This window comes from Mesorhizobium sp. GW821-FHT07A06 (genome assembly GCF_059419085.1).
The window spans coordinates 1-18635 of record NZ_JBWKRC010000012.1 but is presented as its reverse complement, the minus strand read 5'-3'; the positions used below and the strand labels follow the sequence as shown (position 1 = coordinate 18635).

The 18635-nt window shown below is 59.3% G+C and carries 14 protein-coding genes; 4 read left to right on the top strand and 10 right to left on the bottom strand.

What is annotated here, in order from left to right; translation table 11 throughout:
• Positions 1-576: 576 nt before the first annotated feature.
• Entirely contained in the window at positions 577-1020 is a 444-nt protein-coding gene (locus tag AC07SZ_RS28350; RefSeq protein WP_494916863.1) for a pseudoazurin, read from the bottom strand.
• 116 nt (positions 1021-1136) lie between these two features.
• Positions 1137-1334 carry a hypothetical protein gene (locus AC07SZ_RS28345; RefSeq protein WP_494916862.1) on the bottom strand — a complete coding sequence of 66 codons (198 nt, stop codon included), beginning with the start codon at positions 1332-1334 and terminating at the stop codon, positions 1137-1139.
• 133 nt (positions 1335-1467) lie between these two features.
• On the opposite strand from AC07SZ_RS28345, the gene ric reads away from it, so the two are divergent.
• Positions 1468-2163: an iron-sulfur cluster repair di-iron protein gene (ric, locus tag AC07SZ_RS28340; RefSeq protein WP_494916861.1), complete on the top strand. Its 696-nt coding sequence runs from the start codon at positions 1468-1470 to the stop codon at positions 2161-2163.
• A 983-nt stretch (positions 2164-3146) separates the two neighbouring features.
• On the opposite strand, the gene AC07SZ_RS28335 is transcribed toward ric, so the two are convergent.
• From AC07SZ_RS28335 to AC07SZ_RS28315, 5 genes are all read right to left on the bottom strand, one after another.
• On the bottom strand, positions 3147-5372 hold the full coding sequence (locus AC07SZ_RS28335; protein ID WP_494916860.1) for a DEAD/DEAH box helicase: 2226 nt from the start codon (positions 5370-5372) through the stop codon (positions 3147-3149).
• Positions 5353-6672 carry an ATP-binding protein gene (locus AC07SZ_RS28330; RefSeq protein WP_056566934.1) on the bottom strand — a complete coding sequence of 440 codons (1320 nt, stop codon included), beginning with the start codon at positions 6670-6672 and terminating at the stop codon, positions 5353-5355. Before AC07SZ_RS28330 ends, AC07SZ_RS28335 begins: the two co-directional genes overlap by 20 nt.
• On the bottom strand, positions 6669-9200 hold the full coding sequence (locus AC07SZ_RS28325) for a tellurite resistance TerB family protein (RefSeq protein WP_494916858.1): 2532 nt from the start codon (positions 9198-9200) through the stop codon (positions 6669-6671). Before AC07SZ_RS28325 ends, AC07SZ_RS28330 begins: the two co-directional genes overlap by 4 nt.
• A 435-nt stretch (positions 9201-9635) precedes the next feature.
• Positions 9636-11075, bottom strand: coding sequence for a homospermidine synthase (locus AC07SZ_RS28320; RefSeq protein WP_494916857.1), 1440 nt, complete (start codon positions 11073-11075; stop codon positions 9636-9638).
• 23 nt (positions 11076-11098) lie between these two features.
• Entirely contained in the window at positions 11099-11686 is a 588-nt protein-coding gene (locus AC07SZ_RS28315) for an NUDIX hydrolase (RefSeq protein WP_494916855.1), read from the bottom strand.
• Positions 11687-13273: 1587 nt separating this feature from the next.
• On the opposite strand from AC07SZ_RS28315, the gene AC07SZ_RS28310 reads away from it, so the two are divergent.
• Together AC07SZ_RS28310 and AC07SZ_RS28305 are read left to right on the top strand one after the other, a co-directional pair.
• Entirely contained in the window at positions 13274-13810 is a 537-nt protein-coding gene (locus AC07SZ_RS28310) for a GreA/GreB family elongation factor (RefSeq protein WP_494916853.1), read from the top strand.
• A gap of 273 nt (positions 13811-14083) precedes the next feature.
• A complete protein-coding gene (locus AC07SZ_RS28305; protein WP_082582554.1) occupies positions 14084-14329 on the top strand; it encodes a DUF982 domain-containing protein in 246 nt (81 codons plus the stop codon).
• Positions 14330-14522: 193 nt separating this feature from the next.
• On the opposite strand, the gene AC07SZ_RS28300 is transcribed toward AC07SZ_RS28305, so the two are convergent.
• Positions 14523-16331: a chloride channel protein gene (locus AC07SZ_RS28300; protein WP_494916852.1), complete on the bottom strand. Its 1809-nt coding sequence runs from the start codon at positions 16329-16331 to the stop codon at positions 14523-14525.
• A 156-nt stretch (positions 16332-16487) separates the two neighbouring features.
• On the opposite strand from AC07SZ_RS28300, the gene AC07SZ_RS28295 reads away from it, so the two are divergent.
• Positions 16488-16925 (top strand): MarR family winged helix-turn-helix transcriptional regulator, encoded by a 438-nt coding sequence (locus AC07SZ_RS28295; protein WP_494916850.1) that lies wholly within the window; start codon positions 16488-16490, stop codon positions 16923-16925.
• A 127-nt stretch (positions 16926-17052) separates the two neighbouring features.
• On the opposite strand, the gene cydB is transcribed toward AC07SZ_RS28295, so the two are convergent.
• Entirely contained in the window at positions 17053-18063 is a 1011-nt protein-coding gene (gene cydB, locus AC07SZ_RS28290) for a cytochrome d ubiquinol oxidase subunit II (protein WP_494916848.1), read from the bottom strand.
• On the bottom strand, positions 18060-18635 hold a 576-nt coding region (locus AC07SZ_RS28285; RefSeq protein WP_494916846.1), incomplete at its 5' end, for a cytochrome ubiquinol oxidase subunit I. The genes cydB and AC07SZ_RS28285, both read right to left, overlap by 4 nt.

Below are 18635 nucleotides of genomic sequence, written 5' to 3'. Positions count from 1 at the left end.
GCCGACGGGCGCGTCGCCGGCACTTGCCGATCCGCGTGGGCTGCCTTCCAAAAGCGCTCGATCGTGGGACGAGGCAGAGGCCAGTGCGCTGTTCACCTCGCCGAGCCCTTAGCGTTGCGATGAACAAATAAACGCTGGCTTTCGCCTTCCATTCGTACGTCGGAGCACATGGCAACGATGCGACAGTCCGGGCGAAGGGGCAGTGGCCGCGACCACGCTGCAGCGCCATGCGAAGAGCGGCGTAGCCTCTGTTGGTGCGAAGGCAGGTGCGGACGAGAGCTTCATGCTGGATGCCTCATCAATGCCGGCCTTCGTGCGACAAAGCCGACGGCTGGAGTTGCGTGCCGCTTCCACCGACGGATTGGTTCACGGCTTGCCGTCTTGGGCGATGAGGCGCTGTCGAAAACAGCCGCGAGGTTGTACCGGCTCGGCCAACAGGAAGTGGATCGAGCGATGGGGAGCGCTGCTATCGCAGCGCGGTTGCACGTGCACGGTCACAGCAGCCAGCGCCAGTCTTAAAGCAGCCAGCGATTTGGTAGCATCGCTGGCGGCTTAACTATTTGTTTTACGGGCGTACTATTGGCCAATCTGTTTGAACAGTTCCTCGAAAGCCTTCTTGGCCTTACCGGGCTGATTGGCCGATTCCGCTGCCTTGAGGTTACTGCTCGGATCGCCCACCACGACAAGGGCGACCATGCCCATGCCGTAATGGGGATTGCACTTGATACCGTACACACCGGGCTTGGTAAACGTGACGGTCACGTCCTTGTTCATCTGACCTTTGAACGGCTCCGCACCGTCCGGCAGCATGCCGGGGATCGACTCGACATCGTGGCCCTTGTCCTTGGCAACAAAATGAACCGTGTCGCCGGGCGCTACCTTGAGAAACGATGGTTCGAGCTGAAACATGCCGTGCTTGCCCATGTTCAACATGGATACCTCGAATTCGGCGGCGCTGGCGGCGCCGGCCCAGGTTAGAACGGCGGCGGTAAGGAGAGGCACAAGTCTGATCGAGCGCATTTCTTCCAATTTCCTTCTTGGTGTAAATCACGGATTTTGCGTGTGGCCGCCTGTCTATCGGCTGCATGCGACCCGTACTTTGCGCTAGGACAAACATGCTTCAGAAAAATGCACATTCACGCTTCAGCCAGCGGCTTGGCGCGATCCGCAGCCACGATGAGCTCTTCACCCACGTGGTCCGCGACAACAATGGAAAGATCCTGCTCCAGCCCAACGCAAGCGATCTGTCCGTCTTCCGGTTTTATAGCGGACCCGGGTTCGCCCGCACCGAGGCGTGTCTGCCAGCGGTTTGGGTTTTTGTTGTTCCAGCGCAAAGACGCCCACTTGAATATCGTCGATCGGTGAAACAGCCCCGCCTACGCCACACCGCCGCTGCGCGACGGTGCGTTATGTCGGATGAATCGCTCTGAACTTCAGGGCCCCTACTCGACTGCAAGGATCTTCGTGATGAACACCCAATTCCCTGGTCCAGAACTCTGGCAGCGCACTGTCGGCGACATAGTCGCCACGCTACCCGGCGCCACTGCGGTTCTCCGGAACTACAAGATCGATTTCTGCTGCAACGGCGATCTCACTCTCGATAGTGCCGCTCACCGACGAGGGGTCGATAGAGGCGAGCTTGAGCGGGCGCTGGCAGCGCTCGGCACCCCCGATGGCGCTAGCGCGGTGCCTACCGCAATGAGCAACGACGTTCTGATCGACCATATTCAGGCCTGCTACCACGAGGCGCACCGGCGTGCGTTGCAGGAGCTTATAGCGCTGTCGCGAAAGGTGGAGGCGGTGCATCACGAACATCCGAAGGTGCCGGCCGGGCTTTCCGAAGCGTTGCGGCAACTGCAAAGAGACCTGGAACCGCATATGGCCAAGGAAGAGGCCATCTTGTTTCCGGCGATGCTGCAGTGGACTGAAGGCAAGTTTGATATCCCCATTTCGGAACTGCGGCACGAGCACGACGACCAGGGCATTTCGCTTGGGCGGCTTGAAAGCCTCACCGACAACTTCACCACGCCCGAAGGGGCTTGCCGCTCATGGCAAGCGCTCTATGTGGGCACGGCCCAGTTCGCTGAAGATCTGATCAAGCACATCCACTTGGAGAACAACATTCTTTTCCCGCGCTTCGCTGCGGCGGAAAGCCGGACCTAACGCCAACTTTGACGGCGACTGCCGCGGAATTCGGACCGCCGGGCCGATCCTAGACTCGGCGAAACCCGTCGCTATCCGGCGACTCGTGCGTCGGACCACAGACTACAGGCCGGCTTTACCTGCGTAACGCAGCGGCATGCTATCAGTGATCTCTGCGGGCCAGGCGTCGAAACTTGGGCATCAGCGATCCGAATTGCAGCTTATCCCTCCGAATTGCACCTTACCCCTTTGCGTCGAATGAATCCTCCCGCATCATTGTATCAGATTTGCTTTGAGAGGGTGCTTGCTTGGGACGAGGGGAAGTGGTGCAACAGCATGACGACATGGACGCGACGTGTTCGCAGGCGGTAGACTGCCAAGTACGGCACCTCTTCCGGCGGTACTCATCGACTACCCGTCTAACTGGCCTGCTCGATCTGCTGGGCTATCTTGAAGAGCCGGCGGTTTTCTGGTCGGTTTTTCATCAAGTATGGTCAAGCTGCGATGTCACGTGGGAACACGGGAAAAGGGCCATCCAGCTATTGGAGAGGGCTGGCCATTGTGGAGAGTTCCTAGGATGCGAGGATAAGCAATTCTATTCCGCCCTACCGGAGCAGGTAAGGGTCTACCGAGGCTGTTCGCGGCCCCGCGTCAAGGGAATCTCTTGGACAACAGACATGGCTGTGGCGGAAGATTTTGCGCGGGGTCATCGTGGGATACAAGTGCCCCAGCCCGTGCTGGCGAAGGCGCTCATTTACAAAGGCGATATTCTTGCAGTTTCGTCGCATCGGGGAGAGGCTGAGGTGTTGCTCAACGCCAACAGAATCGCAGGGCTCTCGGTACGTCCATTCGCCCGACGGGCTTAGGACAATGCCTGGCTTCGCGATCAACGATACAGCGGCCCGCGAGCATGCACGCAGCCTCAGCAAGCAGATACGTGATTGGTAGTTGAGCACGGGTGCGTGGGCACGTTTTCTTTGCATGCCTGCAATAGGTTGTGAGCTTCAAATCTTGGACGCGAGAACTTCCCAAGCCATCATCCCTAGGTCTTCTCCGATTCTTGAATGCGCCCTCGCCCACAGCCGCCGCAGCAAGGTTTCCGGCACCATCTCGTCGAATTTGGCTGTCCGAAGGTTCTCTACGAAGCCCGCGATCGATTGAATGTCCGGCGGCCGCTCGGCAACCTGCCGAAGTATTGCGGCAGCTTCATCTGGCGTCGTCTCGAGGACCGTGACCCCGACGTCGAGAACCACACATTCCAGGCCAGCAGAAACCAGAGCGAATGCCAAGACCGAATTAGCGTCCGTACCTCTCCAGGTGAGGATATGGGTGTCCTTGCCTGCTCGCAGAAACCGAGATTCATTCAACCTCAACAGTTTGTAAGCCGCCCTTCCCTGCTCAAGGAAACCGGTTGCGGCTCCATCAAGATAGGCAGGGATTTCCGTCGACGCCAGAACCGTCTGCATCTCGGTCGCAAGCCGATCGTGAATCGGTTCGTTCATTACGGCGTCGAATTTCGGGATCTTTCCGGATCGGTGCCTTTCGACTTCAATCACTTTTCCCCGATCGTCCACCCCCACGATGCGCCACCGCTGGCCCGCGAACGAGATTACTGCGCCGACTCCAACTGGATTGGAGACAGGGATCGTCCCTAACGTGCGCCCTCCGGAGACCAACCGCCATTCCTCGTCCGTGGAGAAAATGGCGTAGAAATCACGCGCGCTCGTGAGCCGTTCGCCGATCTCGCCAAGCATGATCGTCCCGTCTGGCGCCTGCTCGATCAGCCTTTGTTCCGGCGATGCCATCGATCGGAGAAGCTCCACGTAGTCCGACTTGTCGAGTGCGGACAACGGTCCGGCACCGCATAGCAATCGGTACAACCGGTCCGCACGCGCGCCGCCTTCCTGAACAATCACCGAAAGCGTCTGGTGAAGCGCTACCGTCGCGACGGCGCTGTTCATGGATGGAGGCTCGACGAACCTTTCAATCAGCAAATGGACCGAGGCAGTTGCCCGCGCCGTCTCCAACCTCAGCCGATCTAGAGGATCGGAATCCGCGGCGAGGCTTCGCTCGCGCACATAGATCCGGAGAACGGCCGGGATGCCACGCCGGCGTCCGCTGCGTCCAAGCCTCTGGCGCAATGACGCCAACGACCGCGGCGCGCCGATTTGTGCCACCGATTTGACCGAACCGATGTCGATACCGAGTTCGAGCGTCGTCGTCGCCACGCCTGTGGTGGGAACATCACCTTTCTTCAGCCGATCCTCAAGCTCCTCTCGAAGTTCTTTCGACAAGCTCCCGTGATGCGGGAAGAATTCGTTCGGCACTGCCGCTCTGTCGGACCGCGTGCGGAGTCGGTCCGCCAATGCCTCGACTCGCTTTCTCGATCCGGCGAAAGCAAGGTTGTTGGACCCCCGCAAGTTCGCGAAGACATGGTCGGCAATCAGATCCAGTGCAGTTGGCGGACCTTCGTCGCTCTCCAGGCCGTCGGCGTCTTCGACCTCCTCGGAATCGGTGTATGCCCTAACCTGAAGACGGAGCTCCGGTGAATCGGCTGCGGATTCGACGATCGCTACCGAAGACGGGTGCTCAGGCCGGAGCCAGCGCGCGGCGACGGAAAGGTCGCCGATCGTTGCCGACAGGCCGACACGCCTCGCCGGCTTCGCGGCCAAATCATCCAGCCGACGTAGAAGGCTCGCGAGGTGCAGCCCCCGAGGTCCGTTGAGGAAAGCATGCAATTCATCGATGACAATGAAGTCCAGCGAAGCCAGCATCGCCTTCGCGTCGCCCGGGCGACGGAGCAGCATTGCCTCAATGGATTCCGGTGTGATCAGGACGAGTCCGCGCGGATCGCGCCTCGCTCTCTGCTTCGCAGACTGCGGAGCGTCTCCATGCCAGCGGACTACGTCGATCTCCATCCGCTCGCATAAGTCATCGAGACGGCGAAACTGATCGTTGATGAGGGCCTTCAGCGGGCTGACATACAGGACTGAAAAGCCACGTTCTTTCCGCTCGGCAACTTTCGTGAGGATCGGCAGGAAAGCCGCTTCTGTTTTTCCGGCTGCGGTAGCGGCAGCGACCAGGATGTCGTTCTCACCGTTCAGGATAGCGGCGATCGCCTTGTCCTGAACGTCACGCAGTTCCTCCCACTTCTGTTCCCAAATCCAGCGCCGGATCGTCTCGTGGAGCTTGTCGAAGCCGGAACATTCCTCAGATACTGATGCTGGCAAGATTCTCGTCCCCGCCCTCTGCGTCGCCTTCGCTTTCGTTGACTGACGGGTTCTCTACGTCGGGCGCGACGTCAACTCGCCCGAGAAGGCTTTCCCATCCCGTTCCAGGGTTCTGATCAAGAATCGCCAAGAACTGGACGAACGCCTTGATGGTGTTGCGAGGCGTCCTGAAATAAGCCTCTCCCACGTGCTTGCTGCAATGTTCCATGAACGCGGGAAGCGCCTCATCCGGAACCAGATGCTTCGCCGGATCGCCATGTGCGAACACAGACCGGATGTTGGACAAGAGAATAAGGAGGTCTTCGGGCGTAAGGCTCTGCAGGCGAAGCACGGGGCCGGACAGGTCGACGAGGCCGTTCGTCGCGAAGGCGTTCTCGGCGAGACGCGACTGCAGCGCGGCGTAACTGTAAAGGCCGCGGCGAGTGTCCATAAGGAATTCGGGGGTGCCACCGAACACGAAGCCGAAGCCACCGAAATTCCCCTGAAGAACGTCGTTAAGCATGCGCAGAATTTGCTCAAAGTTCTGGTTGCGTGCCTGCGCGCTCTGGAGCTTGTACAGGTTCACCATTTCATCGAAGACAACGAGTAGGCCGGCGTAGCCGGCGAGTTTGACGAATGCTGCGAGCAATTTCAGCGCGTCATAGATGTCATTGTCATCGATGATGCTCCTGACGCCCAGCGCCTGCCTTGCTTCTGTCTTCGTCGAATATTCCCCGCGCAGCCACCGTAGCGCTGATGTCTTGAGGACCTCGTCGCCCTCCTCGCTGCCGCGCCAGTAGGCTTTCAACACGGTCGCATAGTCATAGCCGCCGACCTCCTCCTGAAGATGGGCCAGGCGTTCGTCTATGACGCGCTCGACAGGCACCCCTTTCCTTCCCGCCTCGTTCATGCAGTCGGTCACGAAACGCTCGACAACACTCGGAAGCGCGCCTCCCTCGGGCTTCGTCCTGGTGGCCATGTTCCGGACAGCCTCGGCATAGAGTCCCCTCGCTTGGCCGGCGGACGCATGAATCCTGCGGTCGGGACCAAGGTCGGCATGGATGGTCACGCATTTCCGTTCGAGCGCTATCAAGCGGACGAGGTTCAGGAAGAATGTCTTCCCCGCCCCGTACTCGCCGATGACGAAGCGGATCGTCGCACCGCCATCTGACAGGCGGTCAATATCGCGGACCAGGGCTCCCACTTCCGCGGCCCTTCCGACCTGCACGTGGCGAAGTCCCGTCTTTGGGACGACGCCGGCGGCCAACGCCTGGAGGATGACGTCGCGGTCGCGCGACTTGATGGTTGTTCCTGTCGTCATCTTTCCGCTCCCGCCCTCTGCAGCTCCATCCGAACATGCTCAACGACCACAATGTGCTCCTCTCCGTCGAGGATCGGTTCGTCGAACTTGTCGAAGCCCCATTCATTTATCGTTTCGATCGCGCCGTCCGGCAACAGCCGAAGTTTCCGCGCCATATCTTCGAATGCGTCACGGTCAAGCTCTCCGGCTCCAAGAAGGCAGGAAAGCAGTTCGGCATGAGCCGCATCAAGTCCTTCAAACCTGGAGTCTCTTCGCAGGGTCGCCTCCATCGGGGCCGGTGGCGAAGAAAGCAGCTCGTCTTCGACAAAGATGCCTGCCAGAAGTTGGGAAACCGCTGACGTCTCCGACTTTATCCGTTCGAGCCGAGCACGGTCGATCCGTATGCCGGATGCCTTGGGTTCCGAGGCTTCGGCAGGAATGGGAACACTGCCCGTCCGTATTTCCGGTGTAACGACTATGGGCTCGTCCAGGACTACCGAACCGCGATGAAGTGCGGAGTACAGGTCCTCCACTGGATACCCAAGCGTTTTGTACAAGCGCTCAAGAAACTTCACTTCGTCCGGAGCGGCATGTCCGTCCGCGAGCACCGCCGACGTGGCCGATCGGATCGCGCTGTCGCGCGCCTCGGCCCTGACACTGCGCAGCCTCTGCATAGCGGATTGCCGGGCGGGAGCATCCTTCAGCAGCGTACTCGCATAAGCCATCAGCCGGGCGCGCTCAATTCCGCCGAGGCCGGGAACAGCCCGGATGTCACTCTTGATGGATTCGAATTCACTGGTCTCGATTTTCCCGTCTGAGGCGGCTGCAAGCGCAGCGACTTCGACCATCGCTCTGGCAGAAGCATAGCTTGGAGCCTCGCTATCTACCGGCGCCCCGTCTTTCGCCTTGAACAGTAGAACGTAACCGTCGGCATCGAGATTCCGGGCGCCATATCTCCGATCCGGCTCCAGCCCTACGTCAAGCTTATCCATAAAGGCTCCGACTTGATTGCAGAACCCGGAGGGAAGTTTGCCTTTCGGTGGGGTCTCCACTCCCAATGCCTTGGCCAGTTGACCTACTCTGACCCCCGCAATGTTACGGCCTCCGAAAAGGTGTTCGACGCGCTCGAGCACGGCACTTCCCATTACCGAAGGCGACGTCAACATCTCCTTCGGCAACAGGAAGGCGGCCTCGATCGTGCCCTTCGCTTCTGGACTTTTCCCCAGCAGGCGGCTGTACGAGGCGAGTTCATCAGTGCACGCGTTAAGGAGATCCCGCAGGCCTTCGAGGGGTGCGGAAATCGCGGCAATGTCGGGGAGTGGCCCGGTCTCGCTGTCGGACAAGTCGAGCCTGCAGTCGAAGCCGCCGCTCGCCCCATGATATTCGATCTTGAGCTTGGTTTTCGGCGGATTGACCTTGAGTCCTTGTGGGTAGCGGGATGCGAACCGCATTTGCCAGAGCTCGACAAGTTCCTCGAAACATCTCGTCGCAGGCGTTCGGAGATAATTATCCGGAAGCGACAACACCCAGAGGAGTGCGTCAGTGCCGTCGAAAGAAGCTGCGGAGCTGAGTTTGCGTCCTAGATGGAGCCTGACGGACAACGGCATTTCGTATCCGTTCCTGAGATCGGGCGAGAGTGCCGGGCGAGAGATTTCCGGACCTTTGACCAGCTCCGCGACGTCGAGAAGTTTCAATGCGTAATTCTTGAAAGAGTGACTGTCGCCATGGAGCGTAAGAAGGCGCCTGACCTCCGCGATCAAGGCAGGCGCCTCCTCTTTGGCGGCATCTACGAACAGGCGACGTTCAAGGCCGTAGAAAAACAGGAAGACATACCCAATGCCGATCCTCGGATCGTTCCTTCCGCCCGCAAGCCAGTCGAGATACGTCCGCCGGGCGATGGGAGGAATGTTCGAATAGGAAGGCCAATATGGCAGAAGGCCGCCCGACAAATCGCTGCCAGATGGCGCAACCGTGCACGACGGATCCACCAGGCAATTGTCGCCGCGGCCCGAACTCGATCCGGCAAAGGCTCCGCCGAGGTAGAACATGCCCGCGTCGATGGAGATCCCACTCACCCGCACGCTCTCTCCGCGCGGAATCCATCGGGCAAGACTTTCGACCGGAGAGAACCTGCCGCTAATTGGCGGCGACGGCGCTGCCCGCTGCCGGTCCCATTGATCCGAGCCTTCAGTAAATCTTGGGTCGGGATTGTTTCGAGGATCGATCCACGCTTTCCGAGATGGAACCTCAGATAAATCTTCGACGACGCTGCTACGCTTTGTCGTAGAGAGCCTGTCGCGATTTGGCGGCGATGGCGTTAGCAACCCCCGGTCCCGTTGGTCTGGGCCTTCAGTGAATCTTGGATCCGGGTTGTTTCGAGGATCAACCCATGCTTTCCGAGCTGAGACCTCGGACAGAGTTTCTATGACGTTGCTACGCGTTTGAGCGACGTCGCGCAGCGGGGGTGGCTGAACGTTGCGTTTCTTATTCTTAATGGCGCGATAAATGAACCAGGCGGCCAATGCCGCGCCCGCAAGCACCCACACCATTGTCGCCCCCGGCTTGCTTTGGATGTCCCCCTGAATGATTGCATAGTCGGGAGGTCCGGCACAAATTCTTTGCCGGGCATTCAAGTGTTTCCAGCAGCCGACTTCGGTGCTTGCCTTATCGTTTCTCTCTCGGCATCGGTCGCGCGTTTGAAGTGCTGGCGGCCGGTAGTGGAACCAGGTGGACGAACCGAAGTGGCTGTGATCTGAAGCGCCGACAATCGGCTAAATGAGGATGAACGCGCCGATGAGACGCGCGCCGAGCCCGATCGCGATTATGAGCCGTGTGGTGAGATCCATCGGGTCAATTTCCTTATTGCCATGTCTGGCGTTTCGAGTTGGAAGAGACCGTCCGCACGGAATCGTCGAATTGCTTCCACGCCGGGAGAGAACCCGGGAGCAGAAACGCCGTGCGTCGCCCTGCCCGCCGCCATTCAGTTATGAAACCAGCACATTCCGGAACTGCCATGGATCGGATGTGTCGATCTCTTCCGGGAAGAGCCCAGGCCGGCCATCCAGAGGCGTCCAGTCCGTATAGACACCCACGAGTGAGCCAAGATAGGGCTTCTGGATCTCCAGGCAGCGCCGGAAGTCCAGGTCTTCAACCTCCACGATGCCAGCCTCGGGGTTTTCAAGCGCCCAGACCATGCCTGCGAGCACTGCCGACGTGACCTGAAGCCCAGTGGCATTGTGATGGGGCACAAGCTGGCGCGTCTCTTCAATCGAGAGCTGCGAACCGTACCAAAACGCGTTTCTTGAATGCCCGTAAAGAAGCACGCCAAGTTCATCTATGCCGTCGACGATGTCGTTCTCGCCAAGGATGTGGAACTTGTCCTGAGCCTTGCCAGCTTTGCCGAACATTTCGTGCAACGAAAGCACCGCATCGTCGCAAGGATGATAGGCGTAGTGGCAGGTCGGCCGATAGGCGACCTTTCCGTCATCGCCGTGAACGGTAAAGTAGTCGGCAATCGTGATGGACTCGTTGTGGGTGACCAGGAAGGCGTGCTGTGCCTGTGCTGTAGGCGTCCACGAGCGGACGCGCGTGTTGGCGCCCGGCTGAAGCAAATAGATCGCAGCCTGAGAGCCTTTGTCATGTGTCCGGCCGTTGGCTGGCATCCATCTTTCATGGGTACCCCAACCAAGTTCCGCGGGTTGCAGGCCCTCGGACACGAAGCCTTCTACAGACCAGGTGTTGACGAACACCCCGACAGGCTTTGGCGACAGAGCGCGCTGCGTATCCCGCTCGGCAATATGCATGCCCGTGACGCCGACGCGCCGCATCAAGATCGCCCATTCCTCTCGGGATTTCGGCTCTTCATGTCCTATTCCGATGTCGCTGCCGAGGGTGAGCAATGCTTGCTTCACAAGCCACGAGACCATTCCGGGATTGGCCCCGCAGCACGACACGGCAGTCGTGCCACCCGGGTTCCGACGTTGTGCTTCGAGGATGACTTCGCGTAGGGCGTAGTTGGTGCGAGCCTCAGGCCCCACACTGTTGTCGAGGTAGAAGCCTGCCCAAGGGTCAGCAACGGTGTCGATATAGAGCGCACCGATCTCCCTGCAGAGCTCCATGATGTCGCGCGACGATATATCGACCGAGACGTTGACGCAGAATCCTTGGCCACCGCCGGCTGTTAGAAGAGGTGTGAGAAGCTCGCGGTAGCCACCTGGTGTGACGGCCGCATGAACAAATTTAATCCCCCGCTCATCGAGGAGGCGGCGGTCAGTGTCGTCGGGATCGACAACCACAAGGCGGGCCCGATCAAACTCAAAATGGCGCTCGATCAACGGCAGCATTCCTTTGCCGATGGAGCCGAAGCCAATCATTACGATAGGACCGGAAATTCGTGCGTGCACAGGCCAGGATTCGATTTTCATATGCTTGTCCATGATGGTTGGCGTCACGTGGGAAACGTGACTGGAAAGGATTCAAGGCTTGGATCTGCGGGGACCGTCTTCTTTTTCGCGAGTCGCGTCGGCCAAGGGAGACGTCCGCATTTGCAATCGTCGACGCAAACAGTGCAGTTCGCCTCCAAAGACCTTAGAACTCGCGCGAGTTGGGAGTCCGAAACAGTCCATCCCGCCTCGGAGACCGTGAACCAACTCCGCTTGCGTTGAGACCGCTCGGGCCAGTTGACGAGCGTGCCCCGGACTTCGATGCCGAACAGAACAACACGGCATAAGGCTGTCGAACCGTCGCGAAGGATTTTCAGGTAGTCGTAGGTCGCCATCGGCTCCGAGCGAACATCTCCGAATACTCCTCCTTCTTCGAATGCCTCCAGTGCGGCGACCTTTGCCGGGGTCTCGCCTTTGATGGGCCAGCCTTTGGGTACGATCCACCGCCCCCTCTCTCGCGATGTGATCAGGAGAATCTTGAGCTCACCACTCCTGGACCGGCGCCATGCGATGGCACCGTACTGACGGCGAATGCCTGAACCCTGGAACGACTCCAGCTCTCCACGGCTGGCAGCTTTTTCAATCGCTGACATGGTCTACACCCCGGTCTTTTCGAGAGCGACGCATCGACGCCGTCGAAAACCCTTCTGAGGGCGCGTGTGGCAGCTATATTGAAGAAGGCCCCGGCTGGCACACCATGGACAGCGGCGTGCGGCCTTCGGCAAATTGCGTTGACAGGTCTGGCACATGACGGCCAAAAACGGGGTGAACATGATGGGCTCCGAGGGGCGCTCGCCAAGCGATACGCAAATAGAACTGCACCGCGATGATTTTGGTGAGTGTTCCCGGAGCGGAGTACTGTGCGGCTGTCAGTTAATCATCAAGCTGCCCCGGGGATAAGCATATGCATCCCCGGCGAGCCTCGAAATCATGATGAATGTTTTCATGCACATGCCAACGAATCTAGACGTTAGGGCGACCAAAGCAAGGGTAGAAACTACCCTGCGACAAAAAGTGTTCTTTGCAAAACCGCATTTGACTTTGAACATTCCATGACCAAGATGGAGGCATGCAAAGTTCGATCCCCTATTTGCCGACTTTTCGGCTGGGCCTTCTCGTAGGCCATTAGCCCTGGTCCAGATTGTCGCCGAAGCGACAACTGGGCCAGGGAGTCCTTCCTTTGGTATCAACAACCCAACTGGTTTCGCTGACTGCAACACACGTTCAGACGGAATCTGATTGCGAATGTCACACGGCTTGTGCCCGCGCGAGACCGCGCAGGAGGAGGTTGATGTGTGACCTTAGCTTCAAGACAGGAATCCAATGTCAAAGAAAAATGGCAATCGAGAAATACGCAAACCAAAGAAGATAAGGGAACAGCCAGCGGAGATATCCGCGATCTCTCAACACTCTCTCAAAGTCGGGCAACGCGCAGGCAAGAAATAACCTCGATTCCTAGCATCCATATAGGGCGTTCTTCAAAGATCGCCCTATATGGAAACTGGCGAATCACGATCTCAAACAAGACGGCGTCATTTTTGTTTTCTGGAGACCTCTTGACTTCCGTAAGTATCTCGGGAAGGATGCAACCCTGAATGGCGCTGTGAAATTGCTCTTTTACTTCCGGGATTGCCCCATTGCGGGATCCTAACCCTCGGCTCGGCTTTTCTTTGAGTCGAGGGGCGAGCGTTCTTCTCCAAACAAATCCGGTCGGCTTAGCCTGCCGAGATTAATGCCGTGAGACCCGGCATCGACCTGAGTGCCTGCTTCCAGAGGGACGCACGGCCCGGCTTTGCGAGTTTGAGATGGCCAAAAAAATTGAATCCAAGAGCAAGTCAAGGCTCGTCATTAGCGCTGCGTGCCATTCCAGGTTTCCTGCAGCTCAAGCAACACGTCGATGGACGCAGCCAACCGTTGGTGGTGATGAAAGCCATATAGAACGGCGTCGGCGAAGCCAGCGGCCAACGCAAAGCGGCGATGGCCGACGAAGCTTAGTCGTAAACGTTGGCGTAACCCTTCCGTATCTCTTCTATCGGCTGAACCAGGCAGGCAGCTCGATCGCGGGAGAGTAGCCCCTCCCGTGGCCGCTCGCGGTGCACGTGTCAGGGGCAACTCGTAAACAAATCTTAGAACGGAGAACGCCTTTTTTGTCGGTCCCAGCGGCCGACCTGGAGATATGCATGTCCAACGATCAGATCTTTCGCCTCACGACAAAAGACTCCACCGTCCTTGGGCGTGACGATCCTTTGGTCCCGATCCTCCAGCGCAAGCTGTCGACCGCCATCGTGACGTTCCGAGAGGATATCCCGGCAAACATTGTGACACTTAGCAGCCGGGTCACTTACAGGGTGAACGATGCCCCGGCTGAAACGCGCATCGTTGCCCATGACGAGATGCGCGGCCTAGTCGGGTCGGTTCTGTCGATCACCAATCCGCGCGGGCTCGCTCTTCTGGGATTGGCCGAAGGCGAGCAGATGACGTTCGCGAGGGCGGACGGACGCGAAGAAACGGTATCGGTAGAAAATGTGGCTTATCAGCCCGAGGCCTCCCTTCGAGAAAAGGCCAAGCTCGCTCAAGTGGCGGCAGGCGGGCAAGCGACAGCCCAACCCGCTCTCGGAGCCGTGCATGGTTCCGGAAACATTCTCATACGGGCAGCCAAGACGATGTTCATGACCGATTCAAGCGGATTCGACGACCCCGGACCGTCGGCTGCTTAAGCAGGCTAACGACGTATTGCTATGGGCGCGGGCGTGATCGGTGTCACGTCCCGCGTGGCGCATCGAGAACGTCGTTGGCGCCATTTAGGAAGAGCGGCCGAGATCGCCGTTTGAGTATGGTTCCGACATGATCGGCATGAGACGTTCGGTGGACAATGCAATTTGTCGCGGGCGATCCCGTTCGCACCTACTCACGCAACGGTGATAGCTGTTCAACGAAACCGTTCGTCGACGCGTGCGTTTTGTTCAGTACGATTTATCTGAGGTTCCATCATGTACGAAGCATGGTTTTCCAAGCCGGTGTCAGTCACCACCGGCATAGGCGGAGACATTCGCAATCTCTTGAACGCTCAACAAGCGATAGATTTGCTTGGAGGCAATTGGCGCGATGCAGGAAGTCAAAAACATCGGTCCGCGTTGAGAGCTTGCCGACAGGCCATAAACGGTGGCGTTTCCGCCGATGTTGCAAGAGAAGTTTTTGTCGAAGCCGCCCGTGAGGCGCATATTTTGGTTGAATGAGATCACAGATTGTGCGGCGGGCTCCTCGTTCGGCCTCCAAGGTCCTCCATTCGTCGATCGGAAGGTTTCCGGTCAGTCGGCCGTTTGAAAGTCCCTCAAAAGGATACACAATACCGTATCGCGATTGAGAGCCGCGTAATTGCTGGCGAGGTAGATCGATCGCGTTTCGAGAAGGCTTGCATCTGGTGCGTGTTCAACCAACGCGGTCTTGTTCAGCGCCATCCTGTTTTCTACGGCGGGTGCTGAAGCCCAGCAATGCCGAACGATCGCGTTCCTCGGCCTGTTTCCTCGACCGCACGCGCATCAGATCCTTCCAGCCGACATAACCGACCAGCAGCAATCCTTCACGAGTGACGACAGGCAGATGGGAAACGTTGGCGATCAGCAATTTGTCGGAGAGGCCTTCCAGATACTCGTCCGGATAGGCAAGCGTGACCTTGCTGCCGGCCAGCAGTTCGCCAAGTGTCGTCGTGCGGTGCGTGCCGGCACGTCTCCAACGCAGGATTGCCGGGGGGTCGATGAGGCCAAGTACATGCCCGTCTTCGTTCACCACTGGGAAGCTCGGATGCTGTGTCTCGGGGGCGGTCAGGAATGCCGCGGCGCCATGCAGCGTCATCGTCGCCGGCACACTCTCGACCTCTGAGGTCATGACCTCGCGCACCCTGGTCAAGGCAAAGGGATCGACGCGATATTCGCGAACCAGATGGTGTCCCCTCCTGGCGATCTTCTCGGTCAGGATCGAACGCTTCATCAAGAGCACGGTGACGGCGTGCGCTGCAGCACAGGCCGCGATCAGCGGCACCAGCACATGGGTGTTGCCGGTCAGTTCGACAGCGAAGAAGGTTGCCGTTAGCGGCGCGCGCATCGTGCCACCCATGGTGGCGGCCATTGCCAGCAGCGCCCAAAAGCCAGGGTCTGCCGCGGGCAGAACGCCAGCAAGCACCGCGCCCATCGCCCCGCCCATGATCAGCAGCGGCGCCAGCACGCCTCCGGACGTTCCCGATCCGAGCGCAACCGACCAGATGATGGCCTTGACCACGAGCAGGAGAAGTGCGGCGGTGGCAAGCGTGCGGCCATCCAGCATGTCGGCGATGTTGTCATAGCCTACGCCGAGCGCCTGTGGCTCTATCAGCCCACCTATGCCGACCACCAGACCACCGAGCATCGGCCACCACATCCAGTGAATGGGCAGCTTCTGGAACGCGTCCTCGCAGGCATAGACCATCTGCGTCAGCAGCCCTGACAACAGCCCTGCACAAACACCGATCGCGACCCACCCGGCAAGGCCGACAAAGGACACTTCCATACCGCCCTGAAATGGAAAGAGCGGCCCGGGCAGATGCAGCATGGTGCGTTCCACCTCGGCAATGATCGCAGCGACCGCCACGGGGATGAAGCTGCGCGGGGTCCATTCGAAGAGCAGCAGTTCCACCGCCAGCATGATGGCGGCGATCGGTGTTCCAAACACGGTGGTCATGCCGGCCGCCGCGCCCGCCACCAGCAGCGTCTTGCGTTCATTATCGCTGACCGGCAGCATTTGCGCGATCAGCGAGCCGATCGCACCGCCCGTCATGATGATCGGGCCCTCGGCGCCGAATGGTCCGCCGGAGCCGATCGAGATCGCCGAGGACAGCGGCTTCAGGATCGCAACCTTGGCGTCGAGTTTGGAGCGCCCGAGCAGGATCGCCTCGATGGCCTCGGGAATGCCGTGACCGCGAATCTTCTCGCTGCCGAAGCGCGCCATCAGGCCGATGATCAGCGCGCCGATCACCGGGACGACGACAGAGGCAAGCCCAAGCGGCGTGTCCTTGAGTTTCAGATCAGCAAGCGTGAACTGGCCAAAATAGGCAATGTTGGTGGCGAGCCGGATCAGATTCAAAAGCCCGATGCCGGCAACCACGGCTGCCGTCCCAACCACTACAGCAATGGTGGCTATAGTGAGCACTCTTGCATCGGTCGTAAAATCTCGGAGATGCTCGGGATTCGAGTGATTGATCTTCATGGTGGCTTTGCTTCCTGGCGACGGGCCGTATCTCGGATAGGCGGCGCGGTCGAAGTGGCCAGCCGGCTTGTTGGCTGGATATGTATCGTAACACGATATAAATATTCAAGCTGGTTTTGCTCGAAATCCGTTTGAGCTTTCCCTGAAAACGAACAAATGTCTGTTATGACGCAGCCGCAGAAACCACGCCCCGCCATCAGCCGAGCCGACTACCAGCGGCTGTCCGAATTTCGCTACCTGATCCGTCGCTTCCTCGAATTCAGCCAACTACAGGCGGACGACGCCGGGCTGACGCCGCGCCAGCACCAGGCGCTGCTTGCGATTAGGGGTTTCCCGGGCGGCGGGCCGGTGACGGTTGGCGATCTGGCGGAGCGCCTGCGCATCCGCCACCACAGCGCCGTCGAGCTGGTCAATCGCCTTAGCGAGGCAGGGCTGGTCGCAAGGGATCAGGACAAGGACGACCACCGTCGTGTGCTGCTGCAATTGACCGAGCGCGCCGACGATTGTCTGGCCGAGCTGTCGGCCGCGCATCTCGACGAGCTTTCACGCATCGAACCGATGCTGCGGCGCTTGCTGCATCGTGGCGACGGATAATGCGGATAGTCTAGGTCTATTTCACCGACATTGGCTCGCCGCAACACGCAGCCTCCTGCACGAGCCCGTCAGATAGCATGCAAATATGCGAGCGACTGAGTGGATCTGGGCAGGAACGAGGTCCTATTCAATGGTATCCGATATCTGCTCGGACCTTGCCGCGGAACACCCAATACGACCAGCCGGTGTACATCAGGATCACTGGCAACAACACAAGAGTGCCGACGAGCAGGAAAGCCTGGGTGCGTTCTGAAGAGGCCGATTCCCAAAGCGTGAAATGGTAGGGAACGATCATCGGGAAGAGGCTGATGGCGATCCCAACATAGGAAAGCACAAAGAGGCCGATGGCGCCGACGAAAGGCTTCGTCTCACTTGCACTGCCCAGTACCCGCCAGGTGAGGAAGGCGACGGCCGCAGTCGCAACGGGTACCGGTGCCAAATACAGAATGTTGGGCCAAGCGAACCAGCGCGCGGCGATGGCCGGGCTCATGAACGGGGTCCAGATGCTGACCACGCCAATACCGACGAGGACGCCAACAAGGCAAATGCGGCCGTGGCGGCGCGCCGCCGCCTGCACCTCCCCCTCGGTCTTGAGGATCAGCCAGCCGGCGCCCAGAAGGCCGTAGCCGAACAACAGGGCGAAACCTGTCAATAGCGAGAATGGTGTCAGAAAATCGAAGGAACCGCCGGAAAACTGCCTGCCGGTGACCTCAAAACCTTGGATGAAGGCGCCTAGCACGACCCCTTGAGCAAAGGTGGCGACAGCCGAGCCATAGCAGAAACCATGATCCCAGAATGTCTTGTGTTCAGCGTCGCGGAACCGAAATTCGAACGCCACCCCGCGGAACACCAGCGCCAGCAGCATGACCAGGACCGGAAAATACACCGCCGGGATGATGATGGCGAAGGCAAGCGGAAACGCCGCCAGAAGCCCGAGGCCGCCCAGCACCAGCCAGGTCTCGTTGCCGTCCCAGATCGGTGCGATCGAGTTCATGATCGTGTTGCGGGATGCAGTGTCGGGCGCGAAGCCGTAAAGCATGCCGACGCCAAGATCGAAGCCATCCAGCAGCACGTAGAAGAACACCGCCATGCCGAGGATCAGCGTCCAGATTGGCACGAAATCGAGGACTTGGCTCATCGCACTTCTCCCTCTCGAAGTTCGACGGCTCCGGCGCGGACCGGCGCCCCGGGCCGTCCTCCCTCGATCTCCACATCTATCTCGGCAGCAATTGCCGGGCCTTTGCGCACAATACGCAGCATGAGAAAGAGGCCTGCAGGATAGATGATGAGATAGACCGCTGCGTAGCCGATCAGCGAGAGCATCACATCAAAGCCCGTCAATGAAGGTGTCACTGAGTCCGCCGTGCGCAGAAGGCCGTATACTGTCCAGGGCTGACGTCCGACCTCGGTGGTGATCCAACCTGCGATGACCGCCACGAAGCCGATGGGCGCCGCGATCTGGGTGATCGCGAGAAAGGCCGGCGAGGCGTCCAGCCGGCCGCGCCAGCGAAGCCATCCGCCGACAAGGACGAGGCCAAGCATAACGATGCCGCAGCCGACCATGACCCGGAAGGCGAAGAAGGGGATCGCGACGGGGGGACGCTGATCGGCCGGAAAGTCCTTGAGGCCCTTAACCTCGCCGTCAAGCTCATGGGTGAGAACGAGGCTGCCAAGCCATGGAAGATCTATGGCAAAGAGGTTGCGCTCGGC